Source organism: uncultured Tateyamaria sp., from assembly GCF_947503045.1.
In the GTDB taxonomy this organism is placed as follows: domain Bacteria; phylum Pseudomonadota; class Alphaproteobacteria; order Rhodobacterales; family Rhodobacteraceae; genus Tateyamaria.
In genome coordinates, this window is the sequence record NZ_CANNCF010000008.1 from 17,587 (window position 1) to 39,466 (window position 21,880).

General features: G+C 62.9%; 21 protein-coding genes. 11 read left to right on the forward strand and 10 right to left on the reverse strand.

Translation table 11 applies throughout. From position 1 onward, the window contains the following. Positions 1–130: 130 nt before the first annotated feature. The 5 genes from icmH to Q1A89_RS21570 are packed head-to-tail and all read left to right on the forward strand — an operon-like array spanning position 131 to position 8,621. The gene (icmH, locus tag Q1A89_RS21550) at positions 131–1,636 is read left to right on the forward strand and encodes a type IVB secretion system protein IcmH/DotU (protein WP_299733472.1); all 1,506 of its coding nucleotides are present in this window, start codon (positions 131–133) and stop codon (positions 1,634–1,636) included. Next, positions 1,633–4,845 carry a type VI secretion system membrane subunit TssM gene (gene tssM / locus Q1A89_RS21555; protein WP_299733474.1) on the forward strand — a complete coding sequence of 1,071 codons (3,213 nt, stop codon included), beginning with the start codon at positions 1,633–1,635 and terminating at the stop codon, positions 4,843–4,845. Before icmH ends, tssM begins: the two co-directional genes overlap by 4 nt. A gap of 4 nt (positions 4,846–4,849) precedes the next feature. After that, complete coding sequence (gene tagF, locus Q1A89_RS21560; RefSeq protein ID WP_299733476.1) at positions 4,850–5,569, forward strand: type VI secretion system-associated protein TagF; 720 nt, start codon at positions 4,850–4,852, stop codon at positions 5,567–5,569. Further along, positions 5,566–6,381: a protein phosphatase 2C domain-containing protein gene (locus tag Q1A89_RS21565; protein WP_299733478.1), complete on the forward strand. Its 816-nt coding sequence runs from the start codon at positions 5,566–5,568 to the stop codon at positions 6,379–6,381. The genes tagF and Q1A89_RS21565 overlap by 4 nt, the downstream gene beginning before the upstream one ends. Then, positions 6,378–8,621: a serine/threonine-protein kinase gene (locus Q1A89_RS21570; RefSeq protein WP_299733480.1), complete on the forward strand. Its 2,244-nt coding sequence runs from the start codon at positions 6,378–6,380 to the stop codon at positions 8,619–8,621. Before Q1A89_RS21565 ends, Q1A89_RS21570 begins: the two co-directional genes overlap by 4 nt. A gap of 78 nt (positions 8,622–8,699) precedes the next feature. On the opposite strand, the gene Q1A89_RS21575 is transcribed toward Q1A89_RS21570, so the two are convergent. After that, on the reverse strand, positions 8,700–9,395 hold the full coding sequence (locus Q1A89_RS21575; RefSeq protein WP_299733482.1) for a VPLPA-CTERM sorting domain-containing protein: 696 nt from the start codon (positions 9,393–9,395) through the stop codon (positions 8,700–8,702). Positions 9,396–9,923: 528 nt separating this feature from the next. On the opposite strand from Q1A89_RS21575, the gene Q1A89_RS21580 reads away from it, so the two are divergent. Beyond that, the gene (locus tag Q1A89_RS21580) at positions 9,924–10,625 is read left to right on the forward strand and encodes a VPLPA-CTERM sorting domain-containing protein (protein WP_299733484.1); all 702 of its coding nucleotides are present in this window, start codon (positions 9,924–9,926) and stop codon (positions 10,623–10,625) included. Positions 10,626–10,723: 98 nt separating this feature from the next. On the opposite strand, the gene Q1A89_RS21585 is transcribed toward Q1A89_RS21580, so the two are convergent. From Q1A89_RS21585 to Q1A89_RS21615, 7 genes are all read right to left on the reverse strand, one after another. Further along, a complete protein-coding gene (locus Q1A89_RS21585) occupies positions 10,724–11,272 on the reverse strand; it encodes a hypothetical protein (protein WP_299733486.1) in 549 nt (182 codons plus the stop codon). Positions 11,273–11,424: 152 nt separating this feature from the next. Then, entirely contained in the window at positions 11,425–13,155 is a 1,731-nt protein-coding gene (locus Q1A89_RS21590; RefSeq protein WP_299733488.1) for a hypothetical protein, read from the reverse strand. Further along, complete coding sequence (locus Q1A89_RS21595) at positions 13,152–13,562, reverse strand: biopolymer transporter ExbD (protein WP_299733490.1); 411 nt, start codon at positions 13,560–13,562, stop codon at positions 13,152–13,154. The genes Q1A89_RS21590 and Q1A89_RS21595 overlap by 4 nt, the downstream gene beginning before the upstream one ends. Beyond that, positions 13,559–14,017, reverse strand: a complete 459-nt coding sequence (locus tag Q1A89_RS21600) for a biopolymer transporter ExbD (protein ID WP_299733492.1) — start codon at positions 14,015–14,017, stop codon at positions 13,559–13,561. Before Q1A89_RS21600 ends, Q1A89_RS21595 begins: the two co-directional genes overlap by 4 nt. A gap of 15 nt (positions 14,018–14,032) precedes the next feature. Next, positions 14,033–14,659 carry a MotA/TolQ/ExbB proton channel family protein gene (locus tag Q1A89_RS21605; protein WP_299733494.1) on the reverse strand — a complete coding sequence of 209 codons (627 nt, stop codon included), beginning with the start codon at positions 14,657–14,659 and terminating at the stop codon, positions 14,033–14,035. A gap of 32 nt (positions 14,660–14,691) precedes the next feature. Next, positions 14,692–15,123 (reverse strand): hypothetical protein, encoded by a 432-nt coding sequence (locus tag Q1A89_RS21610; protein WP_299733496.1) that lies wholly within the window; start codon positions 15,121–15,123, stop codon positions 14,692–14,694. A 139-nt stretch (positions 15,124–15,262) separates the two neighbouring features. Continuing rightward, on the reverse strand, positions 15,263–15,742 hold the full coding sequence (locus Q1A89_RS21615) for a hypothetical protein (protein ID WP_299733498.1): 480 nt from the start codon (positions 15,740–15,742) through the stop codon (positions 15,263–15,265). A gap of 299 nt (positions 15,743–16,041) precedes the next feature. Between Q1A89_RS21615 and Q1A89_RS21620 the strand changes: the two genes are divergently transcribed. From Q1A89_RS21620 to Q1A89_RS21640, 5 genes are all read left to right on the forward strand, one after another. Then, on the forward strand, positions 16,042–16,830 hold the full coding sequence (locus Q1A89_RS21620) for a hypothetical protein (RefSeq protein WP_299733500.1): 789 nt from the start codon (positions 16,042–16,044) through the stop codon (positions 16,828–16,830). Between the two features lie 84 nt (positions 16,831–16,914). Continuing rightward, entirely contained in the window at positions 16,915–17,154 is a 240-nt protein-coding gene (locus tag Q1A89_RS21625) for a type II toxin-antitoxin system ParD family antitoxin (protein ID WP_299733502.1), read from the forward strand. Then, a complete protein-coding gene (locus tag Q1A89_RS21630) occupies positions 17,151–17,444 on the forward strand; it encodes a type II toxin-antitoxin system RelE/ParE family toxin (protein ID WP_299733503.1) in 294 nt (97 codons plus the stop codon). The genes Q1A89_RS21625 and Q1A89_RS21630 overlap by 4 nt, the downstream gene beginning before the upstream one ends. 103 nt (positions 17,445–17,547) lie before the next feature. Then, positions 17,548–19,101 (forward strand): hypothetical protein, encoded by a 1,554-nt coding sequence (locus Q1A89_RS21635; RefSeq protein ID WP_299733505.1) that lies wholly within the window; start codon positions 17,548–17,550, stop codon positions 19,099–19,101. Positions 19,102–19,216: 115 nt separating this feature from the next. Further along, on the forward strand, positions 19,217–20,098 hold the full coding sequence (locus tag Q1A89_RS21640) for a hypothetical protein (protein ID WP_299733507.1): 882 nt from the start codon (positions 19,217–19,219) through the stop codon (positions 20,096–20,098). A 5-nt stretch (positions 20,099–20,103) separates the two neighbouring features. Here Q1A89_RS21640 and Q1A89_RS21645 read toward each other — a convergent pair whose 3' ends face one another. Continuing rightward, positions 20,104–20,901 (reverse strand): hypothetical protein, encoded by a 798-nt coding sequence (locus Q1A89_RS21645; RefSeq protein WP_299733509.1) that lies wholly within the window; start codon positions 20,899–20,901, stop codon positions 20,104–20,106. A 5-nt stretch (positions 20,902–20,906) separates the two neighbouring features. Further along, positions 20,907–21,878, reverse strand: a complete 972-nt coding sequence (locus tag Q1A89_RS21650) for a hypothetical protein (RefSeq protein WP_299733510.1) — start codon at positions 21,876–21,878, stop codon at positions 20,907–20,909. Positions 21,879–21,880: the final 2 nt, after the last annotated feature.

Genomic DNA, 21,880 nt, shown 5'->3' on the forward strand with positions numbered 1-21,880 from the left:
CACCCTCGCCAAAATGGGGGGTGGCACTGGCAGGCAAAAGCCACTGCAAAAGGGCTGAGCGGAATGGGCGCTATGGCGAAGATGACAGCGCAGAGACGGAGCGTCACGCATCCTGAAAACGGGGGGGGCCATGTCGGGTTCTGACACCCCCAAGGAGGACGATGGCGACCGCACGATCTTTGGCCAGAAATTGCCAGAGGCGCATCCCGTCGCACGCCCTCAACCCGTCCAGACTCCGCTGCATCAGGTGCGCGCGCCCGAACCATCGGACGAGACCACGATCATCGGGGCCAAGCTGCCCGAACCGACGCCCCCTGCCCCCAAACCGCTGCTGCCCTCGCAGCTTAAACGCAAGGCCAAGGAACAGGCGCCGAAGCCTGTTGAAAACAAGGTCTCGCTGCGCGCTGCGGTCCGCGGATCGGGGCGCACATTGGGCAAGGGATCAAACCCGATGCTGGCCGCAGCCAGCGACATTCTGGGGCTGCTGGGACGGCTGCGCACCGGCATGGTCGAGATGCATGGCGCCCCATTGCGGGACCACCTGGGTGCCGAGATTGCCAAGTTTGCGCAGGCCTGCGAAACCGCGCGGATCAAGCCTGCCGACATCGAGGACGGGCGCTATGCGCTTGCGGCGACCTGCGATGATATCGCGGCCACCCTGCCCGGCTCGGACCCGCAATTCTGGGAAGACAATGCGCTGGTCAAAACGCTGTTTGACGACGACGATTCCAGCGCCGGGTTCTTTGACCGCTACGAACAGGTCCTGACCCGACCCAACAAACGCCTGCCGCTGCTGGAGTTGATGCTCGGCTGCCTGTCGCTGGGCTTTCAGGGGGAATATCGCGGTGCGCCGGACGGATCGCGCGCGCTGACAACGCTTCGTAAAGCCGGATATGAGCGGCTGCGCAACGCCGCCCCGCGTGCGGCCCCTGCCCTGTCCAAAAAATGGCTGCCCGTGGTCCTCAAGGGGCGCCGGATGCGCCCGCTTGTGCCGCTCTGGATCATGGCGGGCGTTGCAGCGGCGATGACGGTTACCCTGTTTGCGTCGTTTGCGTGGATCCTGACCAAGGAAGCCCAAAGCACGCAGGACCGCATCATCAGCCTGCACCGCCCCCTGCCCCCGGTCGATATCGCGCGGGTCGAATTGCCCAATCTCACCCGCCAACTGGTCATCTACGAGGCACCGCCGACGGGGCAGGTCGATCGGGTCAAAAACCAGTTGAGCGACGTGATCGCCCAGGGCCTCACCACCGTGCAGGAAGAAGGTGATTTCATCGCCATTCGCCTTGGCAATGCGCTGTCTTTCGGGTCAGGCGCGCCGACGCTGGATTCGCAAAGCCCGCTGCTGGCGCGCATCGCCTCGGTGCTTGAGGTCGAGCCGGGCGGGATCATCATTGAAGGGCACAGCGACAATATCCCGCTGAGCGGGCGCGGGCGCTACAAGACCAACGAGGCGCTGTCCGAAGCGCGCGCGGCGGCTGTGCGCGATGTGCTGGCCCCTTATCTCACTGATCCGTCCCGTCTGAGCGTGGTGGGGGTTGGGCCAAGCAAACCGCTTGATCCGGCCAACACCGCCGAGGCGCGGGCCAAAAACCGGCGCGTGGACATTCTGCTGCGCAAGGAACAGCAACTGTGACGCGCCTCTTTACCTGGCTATCTGCGCTGATCACGACGCTTGGGGTGATTTCGCTATGCGTGGCGATCTGGATCGGATTGCCGATTTCGGGGATCGACTGGCTGTCGACCGTGCCGGTGCGGGCAGGGCTGATCGCTGGCATTCTGACCCTGTTGCTGCTGGGCGCGCTGGTGCGCTGGCGGGCGCGCAGAAAGGCCGCTGCCGATCTGGAAAACAGCCTGCTGGCCACGCAAGCGGGCGACGGGCCGCTGCTGGCCGAACGGATGCGGGCAGCGCTTGTGCGGCTCAAGAAAACCGGCGGCGCGAGTGCGCTCTATGATCTGCCCTGGTACATCCTGATTGGACCGCCCGGTGCGGGCAAGACCACGGCGCTGGTGCATTCGGGTCTGGAATTTCCCGGCGAACACGCGGCCTCGATCACCGGGTTCGGGGGCACCAAAAATTGCGATTTCTGGTTCGCCGAAGAGGCTGTGATGATCGACACGGCAGGGCGCTATACCACGCAGGACAGTGACGAAACCGCCGACCGCAACAGCTGGACCTCGTTTCTGGGGCAGCTCAAAACCGCGCGTCCCGACCAGCCGATCAATGGCGTGATCCTCGCCTTTTCCTGCGAAGACATGATGACCGAAAGCACGGACGGTTTGCGCCGCCACGCCGAGACGGTGCGCGCGCGGCTGGCCGAGCTGAACGATGCGTTCAAAACCCATGTGCCGGTCTATGTGATCTTTACCAAGGCGGACATGATCTCGGGCTTTCGCGAGTATTTCGGAAGCTTTGACGAGGCCCGCCGTCGCGGCGTCTGGGGGGCGACATTTCAGACCCGAAACCGCCGCGAAGAGACACATCGCGCGGTGTCGCGCGAGTTCGATCAACTGGTCAGCCGGTTGTCCGATGAGGTCACGGATCGCCTGATCGAGGAAAAGGACAGCGCCGCCCGGATTGCCATCTATGACTTTCCCGAACAGATGGCGCTGCTGGAACGCAATGTGACCACGTTCCTGAGTGCGGTGTTTGAAAAACCGCAAGCGATACGCGCGATTTTGCGTGGGTTCTATTTCACGTCCGGTACGCAAGGCGGCACGCCGATTGATCAGGTTCTGGGCGCGATGAGCGGCGGGGCAGGGGGGGCGGCAGCCACTGGGTTCCTGTCGGGCAAGGGGCGCAGCTATTTCCTGCATGATCTGCTGACGAAGGTGGTTTTTGCCGAACGGGACTGGGTGGGATACGACCGCGGACGCGTGCTGCGCCGTACGGTGGGCCGCGCCTTTGGCAAAGGGTTCATCACGCTGATCAGTGTCGCGGTCATGGCGGTTCTGGGCTTCAGTTTCTGGACCAATGCGACGCTGGTGCGCGAAGTGGCGGGGCAGACGCAGGCCTATGAGCAACGCGCCTCGGCCTTTCTGGGGCCGCAACGCATCGACAATCCGGCCACGCGGCCGCTGCTGCCTGCCCTTGGTACGTTGCGCGCGATGCCGGCGGGCTATGCCAATCCCCGCCCGCAGGAACTGGTGCAGGATCTGGGCCTGTCGCGGCGCGATGCGCTGCGCGGGGCGGCGGTGCAGGCCTATTCCGACGGGTTGGAGCAGATGCTGCGCCCCCGCATGATGTTGCAGGTCGAACAGGACTTGGCCCAATATCTGGGTGAGAACCGCAAGATAGACGCATATCGCGCGCTCAAGGTCTATATCTTGTTGGCAAAGGAGCAGGATGGCCGCGAGGACGATCTGGCAATCCAGTCCTATTTTGCGCAGGCCTGGGCCGAAGATTATGCGGGCGCGGATTCCGAATATCGCGCCATCAATGCCCATCTGGCGGCGATGCTCGAGCTTGATGGCCGCGTGACCCCGCTTGTCGCGGCCAATGGCGCGTTGATTGCGCGGGTGCGCGAGGCGATTGCCGATGTGCCCCCGGCGGACCGGGCCTATGGTGCCATTCGCAGTCGTGCCGGAACCTTGCCGCCCTGGCGTCTGGCCGAGGCGATGGCGGATGCGCCAATTGCCACTGCCGATGCCCGCCCGGTGGAGACCTTGGGTGTGCCGGGTCTGTTCACCTTTGAGGGGTACTGGGGTCATTTCGAGGCGGCCTTGCAGGATGCCGCCGCGCAGCTGGAGGCCGATGCCTGGGTGTTGGGTGTCGCCGATACGCAGCCCTTGCAGTCTGATGCCGCACTGTTTCGCGATGTGCATGTCCTTTATGCCCGCGATTTTGAGCGCGCATGGTCGCTGATGCTGGACCGCGTGGCCTTGGCTCCGCCTGAAGGGGGCACCGATGCGCTCGCCGATGCTGCGGGTGCCTTGCTCGTGCGGCTGAGTGAGGTTGTGCAGACCGAGACCCGTTTGACCGATTTTTCATCTAATGCATTGAAAAGTATTGGAAATTTTGCACCCTCCGATGAGATGACCGTGCAGGCCCGCTTTGTCGAGCGTCCTTTTGTGCCCTGGCATCGCTTGCTGGAAGGGGCGGTGGGGACCCGTCCGCTGGATCGTGTGCTGGAGGGCTTGGCCGAGGCGCGGCGCGTGGCGCTGACGGGGCAGGGGGATCTGGGCACGGTGCTTCCGCGCGAAGTGCCTGTGCCGAGCGCGGTGGAGCGTCTGGTGGGGCAGGTGCTGGCCGCCTTGTCGGTGGATTACGTGGATGCGCAGCTGGTCGCGCTGGATCGCGCGCGCTGCGTGCCCGGCGCGCCGCCGGTGGGGGCGCAGTTCGGGGCGGTGTTTGGCTATGGCGGGCAGATGCAGCGTCTGCAGCAATCCGCGCCCGGTCCTGTTTCCGTGCGTGCCCGTGCCCGCTTTGACGCCGCAGCCGCCGTGCGCGCGGCGATGTTTGTGCAAGGTCAGGCGGATGCGGTGGTGCCCTTTGCGGTGCGTCTGATGCTGGTCAATCCGGCGATCGAGCCTGTGACCATCATCTTGGGCGATCAGGTGCTTGAGCTGACCTCAGGCGGTGCCCCGGCGCGCGCGGTCTGGACCGAAACGACCCCCGTTTCGCTGGCCGTGCCGGATGCCCCGCCCGCCACGCTGATCGGTGGCGGATGGTCGATCCTGACCTTTCTGAGCGGGGACACCTTGCAGTCTCGTGGCCCGCTTGCGCAGGTCGCCCATCGCATTGGTCCCTATACGGCAACGTTTAGGCTTGAGTTTCAGGGGACGGATGTTCCATTTTTAAGCGACGCCTTTAAGGAGATTACGTGCCAGAACGCTTTGGAATAGGCACATGAGTGTTGTTTTATACGGCAAGCACCCGGGGTTCGGGGATTTCCTGTCATGGGGGATTGAGCGCCCCGCGCGCGACCGGCTTGAGGCGTGGGTGCAGGCGGTGATGCCCGACACGCGCGATCTGCTGGGGACGGGCTGGGACGGGGTGTGGGACACGGCCCCTGATTTGCGGTTCTGGATTGGCCCGGATGTGCTGGGCGTGCCGCTGTGCGGGATCTGGAGGGCCTCGGTGGATCGGGTCGGGCGGCGCTATCCGCTGATGCTGGGCCTCACCGGCTCGGTCACGCCGCCCCCTGTCCATATCGCCCATGATCCTGCGCCCTATGAGGCGCTGTCCGCCCATCTGGAGCAGATCGAGGGCCAGACGGCGGGGCAGAGCGGTGTGCAGGGCCTTGTGGCGGGCTTTGACGGGCCACCTGACACGGGAACGCCCTATGACGCAGCGCAGGCAGGTATGCTATGGGGGATGCGGGGAGATGACGATCTGGCCCGCCTGTTCGCGGATGCGGGTGAGGCGGACGCCTATTGCGCGCAATACGGGCGCAGCCACTGGTGGCACGAAGGCACCCCCGCGCGGGAGGCGGGGTGGCTGTCACTGAACGGTTTGCCCGAAGCTGAGGCGCTGCGCTGGTTGCTGGCCGACCGGCTGCGCAGCCCGGAGATAACAGCCGACGCGGAAGCGCCGGAACAGGAAGACGTAGGGAGTGGGCAGGGATGATGGACAAACGGGTGATGGCCAGCGACGAGATGATGTCGTTCGAGACGGCGATACGCACCGATGTGGGCTGCGTGCGCACGCTGAACGAGGACAGCGTCATGGCGGCCCCGGCCTCGGGCCTGTGGGTTGTTGCGGACGGCATGGGCGGGCACACTGCCGGAGATTTCGCCAGTCAGACCATTTGCGAGGAAATGGGCACCATCGGCCTGCCGACGGGGGCCATGGACCTGCGCGCCCGCTTTATGGCCCGCCTTACGGCCGCAAACACCCGCATTCAGGACAAGGCCACAGAGCTGGGCAGTGGCACCATCGGGTCCACCGTGGTGGCCCTGTTGATCCAGCAGGACCATTTCGCCTGCATCTGGTCCGGCGACAGCCGCATCTACCGCATGCGCGGCGATCAGCTGACCCGAGTCACCCGCGACCACACCGAGGTGCAGGCCCTGCTTGACACGGGCGCCATCACCCCTGAAGAGGCCGAGAACTGGCCACGCAAAAACGTGATCACCCGCGCCATTGGCGTGACCGAACTGCCGGAATGTGACATGGTCGAGGGGGCATTGTTGCAGGGCGACGTCTTTCTTTTGTGCTCGGACGGTTTGACCGAGTATTTTGAGGACGCCGAGCTGGCGGATGTGCTGTACACGGGCCTTCACGGCTCGTTAGAACCGTTGTGCGACCAACTGATATCCATGGCGCTATTGCGAGGCGGCAAGGACAACGTATCCGTGATCATGGTGCGTTGTCATACGGCCGGGTTTCCTGCATTGGCAATCGAAGGCGAATATCCCGAATTCAGGGGCGAGTTATGAGCGACAACAAAGACCAGGTGCCGGGCAAAGCGGCAGAGTCCGGGTCGGAAGATGACGATGAAAGAACGATCCTGTTTCAGGCGATACCAGAGCCTGAAAAGGAAAAGCCTGCAGAGCCGGCGCCTGCGGAACCAGTGACGCAATCCGATATCATTCCGGATGACTTTGACGACACGACTGACTCGGACGCGACCATTATTGCGCCCGTCCCGGCGTCCAAGCCCGCACCTGCGCCTGCGGCGGCACCAACCCCGCCGCCGACGCCGACAGCACCACCCGCAACCGCGACGGCAGCGCCCGATGACGAGGATGATGACCGCACCGTGGTGAAGACGGATGTGCGCCGTGGCACCTCGCGCCCCGAAGCGGCCCCGGCCGCCACCCAGCCGCCGCCCTTGACGCAAACACAGGCAGAGGGTCCGGGCCCGCAAACCCATACCAACACGGTCAGTGTTGTGCCTCCGCCCCCCGGGGCTGATCCGACGCCGCTGAGCTCGCTTGAGCCGGGCACCATCATCAACAACATGTACCGCGTCGAGGAACGGCTGGATCAGGGCGGCATGGGCCGCGTGTTCCGGGGTGTCGAGATCGGTACGGGCGAAAACGTCGCCATCAAGGTGATCCTGCCCGAGATGGCCGAGGACGACAAAGTCGCGGCCATGTTCCGCCGCGAGGCGCGCACCCTGCGCCAGCTGCACCATGACGCCATCGTGCGCTATTTCGCTTATGTGCCGCCGGATGAGAACATCAACCTCCACGCTTTGGTCATGGGGTTCATCGAAGGCACCAAGCTGTCCGACACGATCAAGGAAAAGGGTGCGCTGGACCGCGATCAGGTGATCGAACTGACCATGCGTCTGGCCGATGGTCTGGACCGTGCCCACAATATCGGCGTTGTGCACCGCGACCTGTCTCCGGACAACGTGATGTTGCAGGGCGGCGATATCTCGAAGGCCGTGTTGATCGACTTTGGCATTTCGCGCAGCGACAACGTCAAGGAAGCCACCATCGGCAACGAGTTTGCGGGCAAGCTGAAATATGTCTCGCCCGAACAGATGGGTGCCTTTGGCGGGCAGGCCGAGGGGCCAAGTGACGTCTATTCGCTTGGCTTGCTGATGATCGGCATGCTGACCGGTACGCCGATGCCGATGGGGACGAATTTTGTCGAAGCGGTGCAAAAGCGGCAGTCAGTGCCTGATCTGTCCTTCCTGCCGGAGGAGTTTCAGGGGCTGATTGCCCATATGCTGCAGCCCAATCCCAAGGATCGCTTGCCCAGCATGGCCGCCGTGATCGAGGAATTGCGTGTCCTGAAGGGCGAGACCGGCCTTGGCGGGTCGCGCCTGCGCTTTACCCAGCCACCCGTGGCCGACCGGGTTGTGCCGGGTCTGCAATCGGTGCCGTCGACCGCCACGGGGGCCGGAACAAACGCGCCGGGCACGATGCCGCCTGCGGCCCCCCGGGTCGAGGAATCGTCGGGCGGCAGGGGTATGATCCTGGGTCTGGGCGTGGTTGCGCTGGTGGCTGCGGGTGCGGCGGCGTTCTTCTTTGGCGGCGATTTGATGTCGGGCGGCGGTGGCACCGAAGAGCCTGCCGGCGTCGAGACGGTCGAAGAGGGGCTGACCCGCACTGAGGGCACCCGCGCGACCTTTTTGGCCGAAGCGGTGCCGGAGGCCTGCGCTTTTGCCGGGTTGCGCGCCCATGGCCCGAATGCGGGTCTAATCGAGGGGTTTGCCAATGATCTGACTCCGTTGCAGGGGCTGAGTTCGTCCTTTGGGGCGCAGTTTGGCAGCAACCCGCAAGTGGTTCCGCGCGGGATTTCCGCGGCCCAATGTGCGGTGCTTGATTTTGCCCGCGCCTTTCAGGGCACACGTGGCGCCGGGATCGAGGTTGCACTGGCCGAAAATTCGATGTCCCGCGCCACCGGCGTACGTGGCACGGTGCATGGCAGCTCGGGCCGTCAGAACTGGCTCGCCCTTGTGGATCCCAACGGGCAGGTGTTTTCGCTGATGCGCCAGTTTGATGACCCGATCGGGGATGAGCGCCGCTTTGCCTTCCGGCTGCCTTCGGCGGCGCCCGGTATCTACATGGTGATTGCGCTGGCCTCGGAGTCGCCGCTGGTGCGTGCGGGTGCGATGCAGGACGGCACGGCGGCGGATGCGATCCTGCCGCTGATGACCCGCGAGCTGGCCGTGGACGGGCAGGGGGCGGTGGACATCGCCTATTTGGAGCTGACCCGGTAGAGTGCGCTAAGCCCCTGTTTTACATAGAAAGGGCGGCCGGTTTTGGCCGCCCGTTTGAGCTCTGGCTGAATGGTTGACTTACCGCCGTTTGCGGCGCAATGCGGCGATCCCGCCGATGCCCATCACCAGCAGGATGCCTGAGGCGGGCAATGGCACGGCGGGCGGTTGCTGCGCATCCGCGATCAGAAAGCTGGTCGCGTTGAACGAAAAGCGGGGGTCCGACGCGGTCGGGAACAGATGCGATGCCGTGCCGCCGAACCGCAATCCGCGCGACTGAATACGGCTGTCGAATATGGTTGTGCTGCGGAAGCCGTTTGCGGCGTTTGCATCAAAGCTGTTCTGCGAAAAGAAGGCCGAGACCACGTAGGTGTTGCCGGTCAGAACCGAGATCGGGTTGGCCAGCGATTCATAGCGGATGACATTGGGGCCGTTCAGATTGCCCGGACCAACGGCAGAGGCGGTGCCGGGCTGGATGGTCACGCGCCCAAGCTCAGTTCCCGCGTTGTCCCAGAGAACCACGGAGTGGGCCGTGGCAAATCCCGGCCCGTCGCCGGGGATCCCGATGGATCCGTTGGTGATGTCGATCAGGCCAAGCGCGACGATGTCGAAATTCTCCTGAGCCTCAAAGGCCCAGCCCCGCACAGAGGCCGCTGGACTGTAGCCGCCGCTTTGGCTGGACGAGAAGCTGAGGGCGGAGGATGTGGCGGCCTGAGCCTGCACGATCCCCAGTGAAAGCGCGAGCGCGGTGGCAAAGAGTGTGGAAAAAAGTTTCATGATGGGTCCTCGAAAAATCACCCCAACGTACGGCGCGGTGCCAAATCTGCCAAGAAATGAGGCGAAATACTCCAGTAAACAGACTGTTTTTCTATCTATGCAGGAAAATGCGCATGGTTTTGGCGACGTGTTGCCCGGCAAGGGCACTCGGGTCGAATCGCTGACGCGGATCAGCGGCAGCGCCGTTTCGGGGCGGTGCAGAGCCAGAACCGGAGGCGCACCGAACTGTTCGCGCGGATGATGTCAGGCCCGCCTCGAGGCGTAAAAGGAGGACATCATCCTGACGCTGAGGACGTTCGAGCTGGGCGTGGATATCACCGGGTTGGAGGCAAAACGGTCGCGGCGTTTCATAGACGAAACGGCGCAAATGCAGCGTGTCGAGAGGTGGTCAGGAAACAATGCAGCACGCGCCAGATGCATTGGTTAGAATATTATTAAAAAGCCGCTCAAATTCTTGACAGGCCACATTTCTGCCAGCATCAAGACGCATAATCATAACCAGTAAACGCATTCTACCAGGAGTAATACATGCGCTTTTTGACAGCATTGGCCGTGGCCTTCACATTCGCCTCAGGCATGGCTCAGGCCGCACCCATCAACGGGTCCGACCTTGCCGCAAATCCCAATATCGCCCTTCCGAACGGCAGCGCGAGCACAGTGGGAACGTCCATCCAGTTCTCGGGCCCTCCGACAAACCAGGTCATTGTCGACGCCTCGCTGTCTGCCTTTGGATTTACGTCGAGCGGATCGATCACCGTGGATACAACCCGGGTGAGCGGCGATTCAGATTTCTGGATCGGCCTTTTTGACGGTACGAATTTCGACAGCTACGGGTTTTGGGATGGCGGCCGCATTGGCAACTATTCAAGCGCGCATACGTCCGATGGTGTCACCTTCGCCGAAGTTGGTGCATTTGCCGGAGCCACAAACATCGCGTCAAGCACCGCAATCGGCGAACAGGGTATCATGACCTTTTCTTTCGATCTGATTGCCGGAACGACCAGCCTTGACGTGAACGGCACGACTGTCAGCCGGAACGTTCTGCCGGGCTTTAACTCGGCGGCACCGCTGCGCCTTCTGATCGGCAAAGGGTCGACCGGCGAGACGCTTCAGATCAACAGCATCGACTTTGTCAGCACCAACCCACCAGCGGTGCCACTGCCTGCAGGTCTGCCGCTGCTGCTGACCGGTATCTTTGCCTTTGGCGTGATGCGCCGCAAGATGGCCTGATCCGGCCTCAACCGTTACCAAACACGGAAAAACCGGGCCAATGCGGCCCGGTTTTTTTGTGCCGTGAGCAGGGCTGTTATGTGGGGTAGGGTGCGCGGTCAGAACCGCCCGCCAAGGCCGATGACGCCGTAGGTGATCGGCAGCTTGCCCTTGGGCACGGCCTTGAGATCGACGCCGAGGAAAAGCTCGATATCCAGTTCGATCTTGTCCTTGGACAGCACCTTGAACTTGATCGGCACATGCATGCCACCGCCCTTGGGTTTGGGCAGCTTGATCGGCTTGCCTTTTTCCATGGCTTCGCGCTGCTTTTTGGCGGCATCCAGATCTTCGCGCAGGCCAGTGAGGGCGACCCCTTGCGAGGTGTCGGCGCCCTTCTTTTCGATCTCTTTCTCGACGTCCTTCTTGGTCTTGTCGAGTTGCTTTTTGAGCATGCCGGTGGTGACCTTGGTGACGGTCTGATCCAGCTTGCCGGCCTGTTTGCAGACAATCCCCTCGATCAGCTTTTCGGTGATCTTTTTGGCCGGAAGGGACTTGGCCTTTTTCTGGATTTCCTTGGAGGCCTCTTTGCAGGCGTCCTCGATATGTTTGGTCAGGGGCAGCGCCAACAGGACGGGCGCCATCGCGTTCAATACGCTGGTTGGGAACATTTCATATCCTTTCGACCCGGCACGCAGGCCAATATGTCTGGGGTCCGGGCATTCAAATGACTTACGTTAATGCCCAAGGCTAGCGACGGCGGCTTTGCCTTGGCAATATAGTTCACCCGGAGGAGGCAAATTCGGCGGCTTTTGGCGCAGGATCACTGCACGTCGAAGGTTGCGACCCCGAAGACCATGCTTTGCAATGTCTCGGACGGGATAGAGCCAAAGACCTGCTGCGCCTCCTGTCCGATCCGGCCGGACAGGTCGAGCGGTGCGTCGCTGGTGCCGATGGCCACCAGCACCTGCCGCGTGGCGCGCGCCGGGCCGGAACGTGCCACGGGCGCGTCGAACACCGGCGTGTTGCCATCAAGGGATACGAAAGGCGCGAGGTCCTGCACCACGCCATTGTCATCCACCAAAAGCAGCGTCACGAACAGCCCGCCAGCGCCCAGCACACGGCCCGTCAGTGCGTCACCGCTGAGCAGGGTGGCCGTGTCGATGGACAGACCGATGCGGTTGGCCGGATAGCTGTCGCTGGCGCGCAGGGCGTCAAGCGAGGCGCATTGGCGTGGATCGAGGATTTCGCGCGTCTGCACGGGAGCAAAGTCCAGCCCGTTGACGATCACCTGGGCCTGTGCGTCCAGCACCGCCTCGTCCGCGCCGATCATCGCAAGCCCTGCCAGCGCGTCACCCCCGGCCCGGCGGGGCAGGGCGAGCGTGCACTGTTCCTGCGCGGTGGCGCGGATGCGGCGCAACAGCTGACCGATGGCCACGTCAGAGGCGGAGGGGTTGGCCAGCGCCTGCACCGCCGGTGCTGCGGGTACTTCAGGTTCTGGTGGCTCTGCGGCCTCCTCGGCTGCTTCCTCTGCGATCTCTTCAACCGGCTCTGGTTCCGGGTCGGGTGTTGGTTCTGGCTCAGGCTCTGGCTCAGCCAGGTCGATGGGCGGATCGGCCTCGGGCAATTCGGGTTCCTCGGGGGCCTCTTCGGGCTCTTGCGGCAGCACGATGGGCGCGGATTCTTCCACGGGATCGGGTTCCAGAATGACCGCTTCGGGTGCTTCTGGTTCGGGGACGAGGGCCGCGAAATCTTCGGGCAGGGGCAGCACATCATCCGGAGGCAGCACGCCGCTGCCGCCTTCGCCCAGCGGGTTGACGACGGCGTCGTCGATGGCCAGCAGATCCTCGATTTCAGGCGATGTGGGTTCGGGTGCCAGCGGAGTCAGAGGGGTTGGATCGGGCAGGTCGGGCGCCTCGGCCACGACTTCGGGCTCTGGTTCCGTCAGTTCGGGTTCGACGACCTCGGGTTCAGGTTCGGGCAGCGGCTCAGGCTCCGGGTCGGGCAGGACCTCGGCCACTTCTGGCTCTGTGGGTTCGGGTTCGATCACCTCCGGCTCGGCCACTTCGGGCAGCGTCGGCTCGGGATCGATCACTTCGGGTTCGCTGATCTCGGGTTCAAGAGGTTCGGGTTCCACGACCTCGGGCTCGCTCACTTCCGGCTCAAGCGGTTCGGGTTCCAGCAGTTCCGGTTCAGCGGCTTCCAACTCGGGTTCGAGCAGCTCTTCTTCGGGGGCGAGCAGATCCTCGTCCGGGGCGAGCGCGGCGAGGTCATCCGGGGTTTCTGCGTCGATGTCGTCGGGCGCGGTTATTTCAGCGTCTTCGGGCACCAGATTGCTGTCATCGACCGGTTCCAGTTCTTCGACAAAGGCGGCGTCGAGGATTTCGAGACTGACGGTGATTTCGGGCGTTTCGGGTTCGGGCGGAGTCGGGACCAGCACGACAACGCCGGAAAACAGCACGAAAGACACGATCCCCGCATGTGCCAGAAGCGAGGCGACGAAGGAGCCGTACCAGGGCACGGCGCGGGGGGAGCCGTGAGGCAGAAAGCTCATGGATCGTCCCCGGCGGCTTGTCCGTGCAGGGTCACCAGCTTGACGCTAACGGCGATCAGTTCTTCGGCGGCGAGCAGATCCAGCAGGGTGCCGGCGCCCAGGTTGCGGTCGGCCAGCACGTGCAGGGTCGGATAGTCGATCAGCGCTTCGGCCAATGTGCCAACCTCGAGCGGGATGCCATCAAGGGCCATTTTGGCGTTGGCGTCGATGGTCAGCAGCGGCTTGGGCAGCAGATCAAGGGGCAATTCGGAGGTTTCGGGCAGGTCGATTTCGACCGAGTCCGAGCTGATCAGCGTGCCTGTGGCCAGAAAGAAGAAGATCAGCAGCAGCACGATGTTCACGATCGCAAGCGATGAGTCGATGGCCTTGGCGCGGCGGACCTGGGGCAGGCGGGTCTTGGACATCATGCCCCCCCGCGGCTGATCTGGACGGCGCCGACATTGGCCCCTTCCAGTGCTTCGAGGGCGCTGGCGACATCCTGCACCCGCGCCTCTGACGTCACGATCAGTACGACGCTGCCCGGCGCACCTTCGCTCAGCGCTTCGGCCAGGGCCGAGAGTTGGTCGATGTCGTAATCAAGCCCGGCGGAGCGCACGGTGCCATTGCCCACGGTCCAGAGCGTGACATCGGCTGCTTGTGTGGGCGGGGCGGGCTGGTTCGGATCGTTGCCGGGACCTGCCGCAGTCGCATCCTCTTCGGACACCGGTTCGGCGGCGGTTTTGAGGGTGATCAGGGAGTAGGGGGCGAGGCTTGAGGACAGCATGAAGAAGATCAGCAGCTGAAACATGGCATCCGCCAGCGGTGTCAGCACAAACCTGTAGCGCCTGGGGCGCTCGGGCAGGGGGGCTCTTCGAGATGCCATGATGTGCGGCCCCGGTTACTTGGCCGAATTCGGGTCAACCCGTCCGTGGATGGCCGCCGACATCAGCGCTTCGATCATGTTGCGTTCGCGGTCGATCCGACCCTCGAGCCAGGTGGCGATGAAGAAAGCAAAGAGCGCGACGATCAGCCCAGCCGCCGTGGTGGTCAGGGCCACATAGATACCGCCCGCGAGGGTGGCTGGGTCGACCGCCCCTTCGGCAACGGCGAGTACGGAAAAGGCGTCGATCATACCGACAACCGTGCCCAGAAGGCCGAGCATCGGAGCGGCCTGCACCACCATGTCGAGCGCGCGCATCCGCTCGCTCATCGTGGCGAGTTCGATGATCGCGGTTTGGCGGCTGAGTTCTTCGGCATAGGTCACATCGGCGGGGCGGGCCTGAATGCCCGAAAACACCGCCTGAAGGATGCGCGACAGGACCGAGCGCCGCCGCCCGGCTGCGCTGATCGCCTCGTCCACCCGGCCATTCAGCCAGTCATCCAGAATCCGTTCAGCCTCGGATCGGCGCCCGACGCCAAGCCGGGCAAATTGCGCGATCTTGTAGAGCCCGATGGCGATGGCGACGAGCGACAGGAGCGCCAGAAGGCTGTAAACACCAAGGGAAGCAATCTGAAAAATGGACATAATGGTTCTCGTTTGGGGCCGGGTGAGGTCGGTCAGAGACCGAAGGCGATATCGGTGCGGCTGGTCACAGTCAACTGGGTCAGGCAGGCGTCGCTGTCGGTACCGCTGTTGCCTGCAAGGGCGCAGCTGGCCACGTCATTGACGATGATTTCGGAGAGTTCGGCGCAGGCCGTGGGCAGGTTATACTGGACAACCCGGCGTTTTCCCGCACTAAGCGCCCCCAGCGGCAGGCCCAGCAGGTTGCGGAACACGCCATCCGAGCCGAAGACGGCCAGACGCCATGTGACTTCCTCGAAATCCTGATCCAGACCGTTTTGGCCAAAGAACACCAGCTGGCATCCCCCTTCGGAGGAGGGCGTGGCGCGGTTCAGTTCGAGGGAAATTTCGGGTGTGGCGTCCTGGGCGAAGGCAGATGTGCCGGTCAGGACAAGGGCAAGGCTACATGCCAAAAGCGTACGATTCATGTGAACCTCCAGTAATTGCGCACATCGAAATGATATGCGCATTAGCGAGGTTACGCCGAAGCGTGTCAACAATTGATTGGGAGCTTGTACCAAAGCACGCGGGAGAAATCCCGCGTGGTCTGAAACCTGTTACAACGCCTTAGCGGTAGACGCCGATGACGTATTCGATCCGCGTGGCCGCGTCAGGCGTGTGCGTCAGGGCCTGATCCACAATCACTGGCGCTGTCTTGAACGAGCGCGTCTTGCCCAGCGACTTGGCCGGTGGGCGGATCGCTTCGCGAACGGCGGGGGCCAATGGGGCGGTGACAGGCGCCGACGCTTCGGGCGCGACATCCTCGGGGGTTATTTCGAAATCACCGAGCGCTGCGGTTTCCACCGGAGCCAGGGCAGGTGTCTCGGGGACAACCGGCGCCTTGAGCGCGGGGGCCAAAGCGGTGAACTGCGCCGCATCCGGCACATATTCAGGGATCACAAACCCGCTGTCGGCGGGAATATTGTCTGGAGTGGCAAGTGCCGATGTCTGCACATTCATGTTGAATTCGTGCAGAGCGGAGAGACCCAGACCTGCTGTGCCGGAGAGAGCGACAAGCGATACGGAGAGGAGAGCTACGTGTTTCATGCCATTTGATATAGCACGGCTTTGGCAATTCGTGAGGGGGAAAGGATTTCAAATTGTCTCAAATGGGGAATTGTGGCAACAGTTTGCCGATTTAGGGGTTTTTCCGCGTACAATTTCAAAGCCTTGTGGCGGATTGTTGCCAATTCACCGACGTGACGCAACGACATATTACTTATGGTTGTATTGAGTTTTGCAGAAATTTTTCAGAATCGGCGGGTCCTGACCCGTACTATACTTTGCAGTTTTATCCTTTGCAGGCTATGCTTTGGCCGTGATTTCAACCCCGAGGTGACTCGACCGTGTTTCGTTCCTGCCGACCTGTCCTGACTGGTTTTGTGGCCGCGATGGCCCTGCACTCTGCCCCTGCCGCACTGGCACAGGGCCTTGAGATTGCGCCAATCGGCTTTGACGTGGCCGATGAGGGTGACAATCTGGTGGTTGCGTCCTTTGTCGCGGATGCCGCACCGGTGTTCGACGCTGTACAGTTGGGCGCGACCCCGGCGGCCGCCCGTGTGTCTGCTGGTCTGCCGCAGCCTTCAATCATCCTTGGCCTGATCGCGCCGGGTCAGGAAGAGGAATTCGGGCTGGAAAACTTGTTGCCGGCCACGGTTGAGCAGGTCTCGTTTTCGCTTGATGATCTGGCTGCCCGCGAGGCGATGCGGGAAAACGATCCGATCCTGTTCGAGCGTCTGATCCAAGAGGGCCATTTGGACCCGGATGCGGATGTGCTGCCCACCGTGCTGCAGACTGAACTGGCCCGGATGAACTGCTACCGCTCTGGCATCGACGGGGCGTGGGGGCCGGGTTCGCGCCGGTCCGTGGGGGAATATTTCGAACAGCTTGCATCCGTCGACTGGCCGGATCAGGCCCCGACGCAAGAGCTGTTCCGCGCCATTATTCTGAACGGTGATGTGGCCTGTCCGACCCCGGTGGCGGTTCAGCGCGCTGCCCCGGCGCGCACCACATCGCGTCCTGCGTCGACGACCACGCGCACGCAACCCCGTGCTGCCGCTCCGGCCCCGGCGCCCAAGCCTGCAGCGAAGCCCAAGCCCAAGCTGTCCATCGGTGGATCGGGCGTTCTGCGCTGATCAGTGCCGGATTTGGTGACACTATATATACTGTCGCTGCTGGCCCGTTCTTGATCCTGTAGCAATCTTTGCTACATTTGCTTTATGACCCGCACAACCTCTGTCGCCCTTGGCGACCATTTCGCACAGTTCATCACCGAGCAGGTGGCCGCCGGGCGCTATGCGTCGGCAAGTGACGTGGTCCGGTCCGGCCTGCGCTTGCTGGAAGAACGCGAGGCACAGATGACGGCCCTGCGTGCAGCACTTGAGGCGGGCGAGGCGTCTGGCCCCGCCGCGCCCTTTGACGTCGACGCCTATGTGGCGGACCGGCGCGGGGCAGGATGAACGACTGGCGGCTGACGCCTGCCGCGCGCGCCGATCTGGATGACATCTGGGATTACACTGTCAAAACCTGGGGCGCGGATCAGGCCGAGGCCTATGTCCGTGCGCTGATCGCTGCCTGCGCCGGGATTGCCACCGGTGCTACACCCACGCAGGACGTCGCCCATGTCCGTCCCGGATACCGCAAGGCGCTGAGTGGGCGCCACGTGCTTTATCTGCGTCAGAGCGAAACCGGGGTCGAGGTGGTCCGCATTCTTCACCAGCGTATGGATGTGGATCGTCAGAGCCTTTGATCCCCCTTAGGGAATTGTCAGATTTCAGATTTTGTGTAGGCTGAATGTAACGACTCTGCCGGTCTGCTGGCGGGGATCTGATTGCGAGACAAAGGAATAGATCATGGCGGGTATTGCCCTCAAAGGTCCTGAGCTGAAAAAGATGGTCAAGATCGCGAAAAAGCGTGATCTGAACTTTGCCTATTGCCCGGGCAACGATCCCAAAGAGGACGTGTTTGTTCTGGATCGCAAGAAAAAGCCCGAAGTGATGGGCCGCGTGGCCCGGGCCGAGGGCACCGGCAGCAAACTGGGATACGGCACCGCCCGCGCCAAGGGCCGCATCATGATGATGACCTGCGAACGCGAATTGCCGCAGATGGCCAAAAAGCTGAAGAAGCTGCTGAAGTTCGAAAAACTGCCCATGAACGTCATCGTCATGGATAAGGACGGCAAAATTCTCGAGGAGGATATCGAGGAGCTGGAGCCGGATCCTGAGCTGGACGCGGAAGACGATGATGGCGAGGAAAACGAAGCCGATGAAGCGGCTGAAAACGACGAAGAGGATGACAACGATCCGGAACGCCTCAAGAAGCTGACCGCGCGTGCGCAACAGGTGAAGACCGGTATTGCCGACCTTCCCAACGAGGCGCAGGCACCGTTGACCAAAGGCTTTGGCACTGTGCTGGGCGGGCTGAAGTCCGGCGATCTGGATGCCGCGGACAATATGCTGACCCGGCTCGAAGAGGCGCTGGAAAAGCTGGCGGCCAAAGGCAATGACGCCGCGCCGGAAGATCCCGCGCTGGCCCGCTTGCGTCAGGCGGCTGATCAGCTTGAAAAGCGGATTGGCGCGCTTGAGAATGCCGACGGGGCCGCGCGCCTGATGACGGCGCATGGCATGCTGGTCGGTCAGATCGGTGACGGTGACGTCAAGAAGGCGACCGGCACGGTCAAGGCACTGAATGACGCGCTGACCCGCGCCGAAGGGCAGGGCGAAGCGGCGGAACAGAAACCGGAGGCCGACGCGGTCCAGGATGACAACGCCACTGATGCAGGGATGGAGTGGCGCGATGCGCGTGCGGACCTCGAACCCGTGGCGCTGGACCTGCTGGCCCGCAATCTGGGCGATGTAACCAAGCTGCGCGCGGTCCTCGCCTACTTCACCGAAAAGGGCGAGGCCGAAGACTATGCCGGGGCGATGAAGGCCGTGCCGGGTCTGAAAAAGCTGATCGCGGAGGCCGAAGCCGACCAATTGAGTGCCGCTGAAAAGGACATCCCGGCCAATGTGGTGCCCTTCGTGCGTGCGCGTCTGGACTGGGTCAAGACCCGTTCGACCTTGCGCGCCGAGCTGACCAAGCTGCAGGACGCCATCGTGTCGGCCTGTGATGAGGAGGAGTTCCCCGACATCGCCAACGCCTCGGACCACCTGTTCTCTTATATCAAGAACCTCGATGGGCGGCTTGAAAATGCGCTGGAGGCGCTTGTGCAGGAACCGGATGGCGAAAAGCGCGAAAAGCTGAAGGCGGATGCCGCTGGCCTGCTTGCCGAGTTCCAGACTGAGTTGGACAACCCGTTCTTTCAGATCGTGGATGACGGCAACGGGTTCAAGGCGGTCAATATTCGCGCCGCGGCGATGGAATCCCTTGGCAAGGTGCGTGCGGCCCTGACCGAAGCGGCCTAAGCCCGGATCGGACGCGCGCGGCATCTGGCCACCGCGGTCCATTTATCGTATTGCCCCGGAAAACCGGTTTGGCGCATCCCCGTTCGTGGGTTGCGCGCATGTGCAAGGGTGCGGTGTGGCGCGACAGATTTCTTACACGCTTCAGTTCGGGACGCGGTTTGACGGTGGTCTGCCGCTGATTTGGAGCATGTTGGCCGATGAGGGGTTGGACGCGCGCGGCATCGTCGTGCCCCGCCCCAAGCGCTATCGCGATGTGCTGGCGGCGCGGGTCGCTGCCTTTGACGGCACCCCGGCTAGCCCGGACGAGCTGAACGCGATGCTGGGGCTGGACCAGTTGGACCCGGAGCGCGATCTGCATTTTGTCCTGCGCATCACTGATCTGATGCAACCCCCACCGCATTTTTGCCCGGCCGGAGACTGGTTTTTCGAGGCAGGCCCGCGCGCGGCGCATTATCGCAGCGTCTTCGCCCCCGCGCCCGTGACCTTTGCCCTTTCGCTGAGCAATCCGGCGGTGATGCTGTCGCAAGCCTGGTCGAGCGAGGAATATCCCGGCATCGATGTGATGACACCCGACCCGTTCCAGCTGCACTGGGCGGTGGTACTGCGCGAATTGCGCGAAAGCTGCCCCGAGGCGTCGATCATCGCGTGGACGGCCGAGGAGTCGCCGATGATCTGGAACCGGGTGTTGCAGGCGACGTCCCAAACGGATGCCGATTTTTCAATCGACGCTCAGATTCACGTGGCAAAAATCCTGATGAACGAGGAAGGCGGCCTGCGCCTTGCCGAATATCTGGAGAGCCATCCGAACATGCCTGACGCATTGCGTGCCCGCGTGATCGGCATCTTTCTCAAACGTTTTGCCAAGGAGGACGAGGTGGAAACCGAGATCGTCATCCCCGGCTGGAGCGACGAGTTGCAGGCGCAGATGGACGCCCACTATGCCGCCGACCTCAAAGAGGTGGCCGCGATCGAAGGCGTGACTCTGCTCCGCCTCTGACCGCCTCAGGTCGGCGTCGTATGGCGTCTGAGATGGTCGATCATATCGTCGATGAACAACTGCCCATTGCGCCCGTGCCGCGTCAGCACATAAGTGTCGATACCCACATGGGGCGCATCTGGCGGGATGGTGACAGTGATCGGCGCGCTGCTGGCCCGCGCGGCCTCGGCGGTGGCAATGCTTGCCACGCTGGGCACGATCCGATCCTTGCGCCCATGCAGGATCATCAAGGGTGGGCCATCCGCCCTGATCCGCCACGGATGCACGACAGGGGCACAAAGTGACACCATCGCGTCCGGTTGCGCGAATTGCGCGCGCCAGACACCGGGGGGATAACACAGCGTGTTGCCTGCGAGCGCGCCCGCCGAAATGCCGAACATGCCGATCTTGTGCGGTGCAATCTGCAGCGCCGCAGCCTCGGCCCGGCAAAAGCGCAGCGCGTCTGACAGGTCCTCGCAGGCAGTGAACAGGCGGATATCGAACAGGCGGCGTTTCAGCCCCCATCCCTGCTTGTCTACCCGGTTGGCGATGCGGGTGATCTGGGTCAGAGTGTCCGCATCCACGTCATTCGCGCCGGTTTTCAGCCGGTAATCCGGCACTGCCACGGCAAAGCCCGCCGCACACAGCCGCTGGACCAGAGGTTGATGCACATTGGCCCCGCGCGCGCCCTTGGTGAAACCGCCGCCATAGCCGAACAGAATCAGGGGGCGTTGCCCGCCGCCGGGGTGGTAAAGATCAAGGTCAAGCTGTCCTGTCCTGCGCTTGGCAAATGCGATACTTTTGGGGCGGATCAGCGTCATCATCCCTGCTACCCGGGTTCGCACACAGAGGTGTGGGACTGGCCAATCGCCTCGAATACCGCGATCTGCGCCTGACGCAGGCGTTTCACCTGTTCCTCGGGCGGGATGCCTGCATTGTCGAGGTCGCCCGCGAGGTCCGACAGATCAAAGAGAGAGTCGAGATCGGGGCGGTAGGTGGCGCGCACCAATTCGTTGTCCTCGACGTACTTGTCCGCGATCTCGCGCCGTTCCATCGGGGAATAGCTGTCGCCGGAATAGAATGCGCCTTCGGCCTCGTTACGGATGATCACGCGGATCAGCTCGGCGATGTTGATATCGGTCGTGTTGCTGATCAGGCCCAGCATTTCGGACACTTCGCGCGACAGGGTTATGTTGGAAAATTTCTCGGGCAGGTCGTCGCGGGTGACGTTGCTCATGCCCAGATGGCCGCACATGTCGAGGATCACGTCGCCCTCGAGAAATTGCGGACGCTCGTAAGGCAGCACCTTGACGTTGTCGGCCCCGAACCCGTCGGCATAGGTGCCGAGAATCTTGGAATACATCAGCGCCGTCTCGCGCTTTTGCGCGTATTGCTGGGCCGTGCCCTTGAAGCGGCCCGTTTTGACCACCTGTTTATACATCGCCTCAAGGAATTTGTCCTGACGGCGGATATAGGCAATCACCTGCGTCTCGGCGCGCAAATCGTCGGGCAGATATTCGGCCATGGAGCGGGCCATGCGGGTGGTGAACAGCATCTCGGCAGAGATCACGTGGGTTTTGTCGGGGTCGTTTTCGACTTCGGCCACCAGCCGTTTCATCAGCACAGGGAACTGTTCGGTATCGCGCTTGAACGCCAGCTTGTTATGCGCGGCAGGCCCGCGCCCGGCCTTGACGTAGGACAGTCCCGCCTCGGCCATCTTGTCGGGATGCTGGGTCAGAAAGGTCTGGATCGAGGTCGATCCCGTCTTTTGCGAGCCGATGTGGAGGATCAATCTGGGCATAT

What these genes read in the sequence shown, in the direction of transcription:
- icmH (WP_299733472.1), top strand. Translation starts at nt 131, where the DNA reads ATGTCGGGTTCTGACACCCCCAAGGAGGACGATGGCGACCGCACGATC.
- tagF (WP_299733476.1), top strand. Translation starts at nt 4,850, where the DNA reads ATGAGTGTTGTTTTATACGGCAAGCACCCGGGGTTCGGGGATTTCCTG.
- Q1A89_RS21565 (WP_299733478.1), top strand. Translation starts at nt 5,566, where the DNA reads ATGATGGACAAACGGGTGATGGCCAGCGACGAGATGATGTCGTTCGAG.
- Q1A89_RS21570 (WP_299733480.1), top strand. Translation starts at nt 6,378, where the DNA reads ATGAGCGACAACAAAGACCAGGTGCCGGGCAAAGCGGCAGAGTCCGGG.
- Q1A89_RS21575 (WP_299733482.1), bottom strand. Translation starts at nt 9,395, where the DNA reads ATGAAACTTTTTTCCACACTCTTTGCCACCGCGCTCGCGCTTTCACTG.
- Q1A89_RS21580 (WP_299733484.1), top strand. Translation starts at nt 9,924, where the DNA reads ATGCGCTTTTTGACAGCATTGGCCGTGGCCTTCACATTCGCCTCAGGC.
- Q1A89_RS21585 (WP_299733486.1), bottom strand. Translation starts at nt 11,272, where the DNA reads ATGTTCCCAACCAGCGTATTGAACGCGATGGCGCCCGTCCTGTTGGCG.
- Q1A89_RS21590 (WP_299733488.1), bottom strand. Translation starts at nt 13,155, where the DNA reads ATGAGCTTTCTGCCTCACGGCTCCCCCCGCGCCGTGCCCTGGTACGGC.
- Q1A89_RS21595 (WP_299733490.1), bottom strand. Translation starts at nt 13,562, where the DNA reads ATGATGTCCAAGACCCGCCTGCCCCAGGTCCGCCGCGCCAAGGCCATC.
- Q1A89_RS21600 (WP_299733492.1), bottom strand. Translation starts at nt 14,017, where the DNA reads ATGGCATCTCGAAGAGCCCCCCTGCCCGAGCGCCCCAGGCGCTACAGG.
- Q1A89_RS21605 (WP_299733494.1), bottom strand. Translation starts at nt 14,659, where the DNA reads ATGTCCATTTTTCAGATTGCTTCCCTTGGTGTTTACAGCCTTCTGGCG.
- Q1A89_RS21610 (WP_299733496.1), bottom strand. Translation starts at nt 15,123, where the DNA reads ATGAATCGTACGCTTTTGGCATGTAGCCTTGCCCTTGTCCTGACCGGC.
- Q1A89_RS21615 (WP_299733498.1), bottom strand. Translation starts at nt 15,742, where the DNA reads ATGAAACACGTAGCTCTCCTCTCCGTATCGCTTGTCGCTCTCTCCGGC.
- Q1A89_RS21625 (WP_299733502.1), top strand. Translation starts at nt 16,915, where the DNA reads ATGACCCGCACAACCTCTGTCGCCCTTGGCGACCATTTCGCACAGTTC.
- Q1A89_RS21630 (WP_299733503.1), top strand. Translation starts at nt 17,151, where the DNA reads ATGAACGACTGGCGGCTGACGCCTGCCGCGCGCGCCGATCTGGATGAC.
- Q1A89_RS21635 (WP_299733505.1), top strand. Translation starts at nt 17,548, where the DNA reads ATGGCGGGTATTGCCCTCAAAGGTCCTGAGCTGAAAAAGATGGTCAAG.
- Q1A89_RS21645 (WP_299733509.1), bottom strand. Translation starts at nt 20,901, where the DNA reads ATGATGACGCTGATCCGCCCCAAAAGTATCGCATTTGCCAAGCGCAGG.
- Q1A89_RS21650 (WP_299733510.1), bottom strand. Translation starts at nt 21,878, where the DNA reads ATGCCCAGATTGATCCTCCACATCGGCTCGCAAAAGACGGGATCGACC.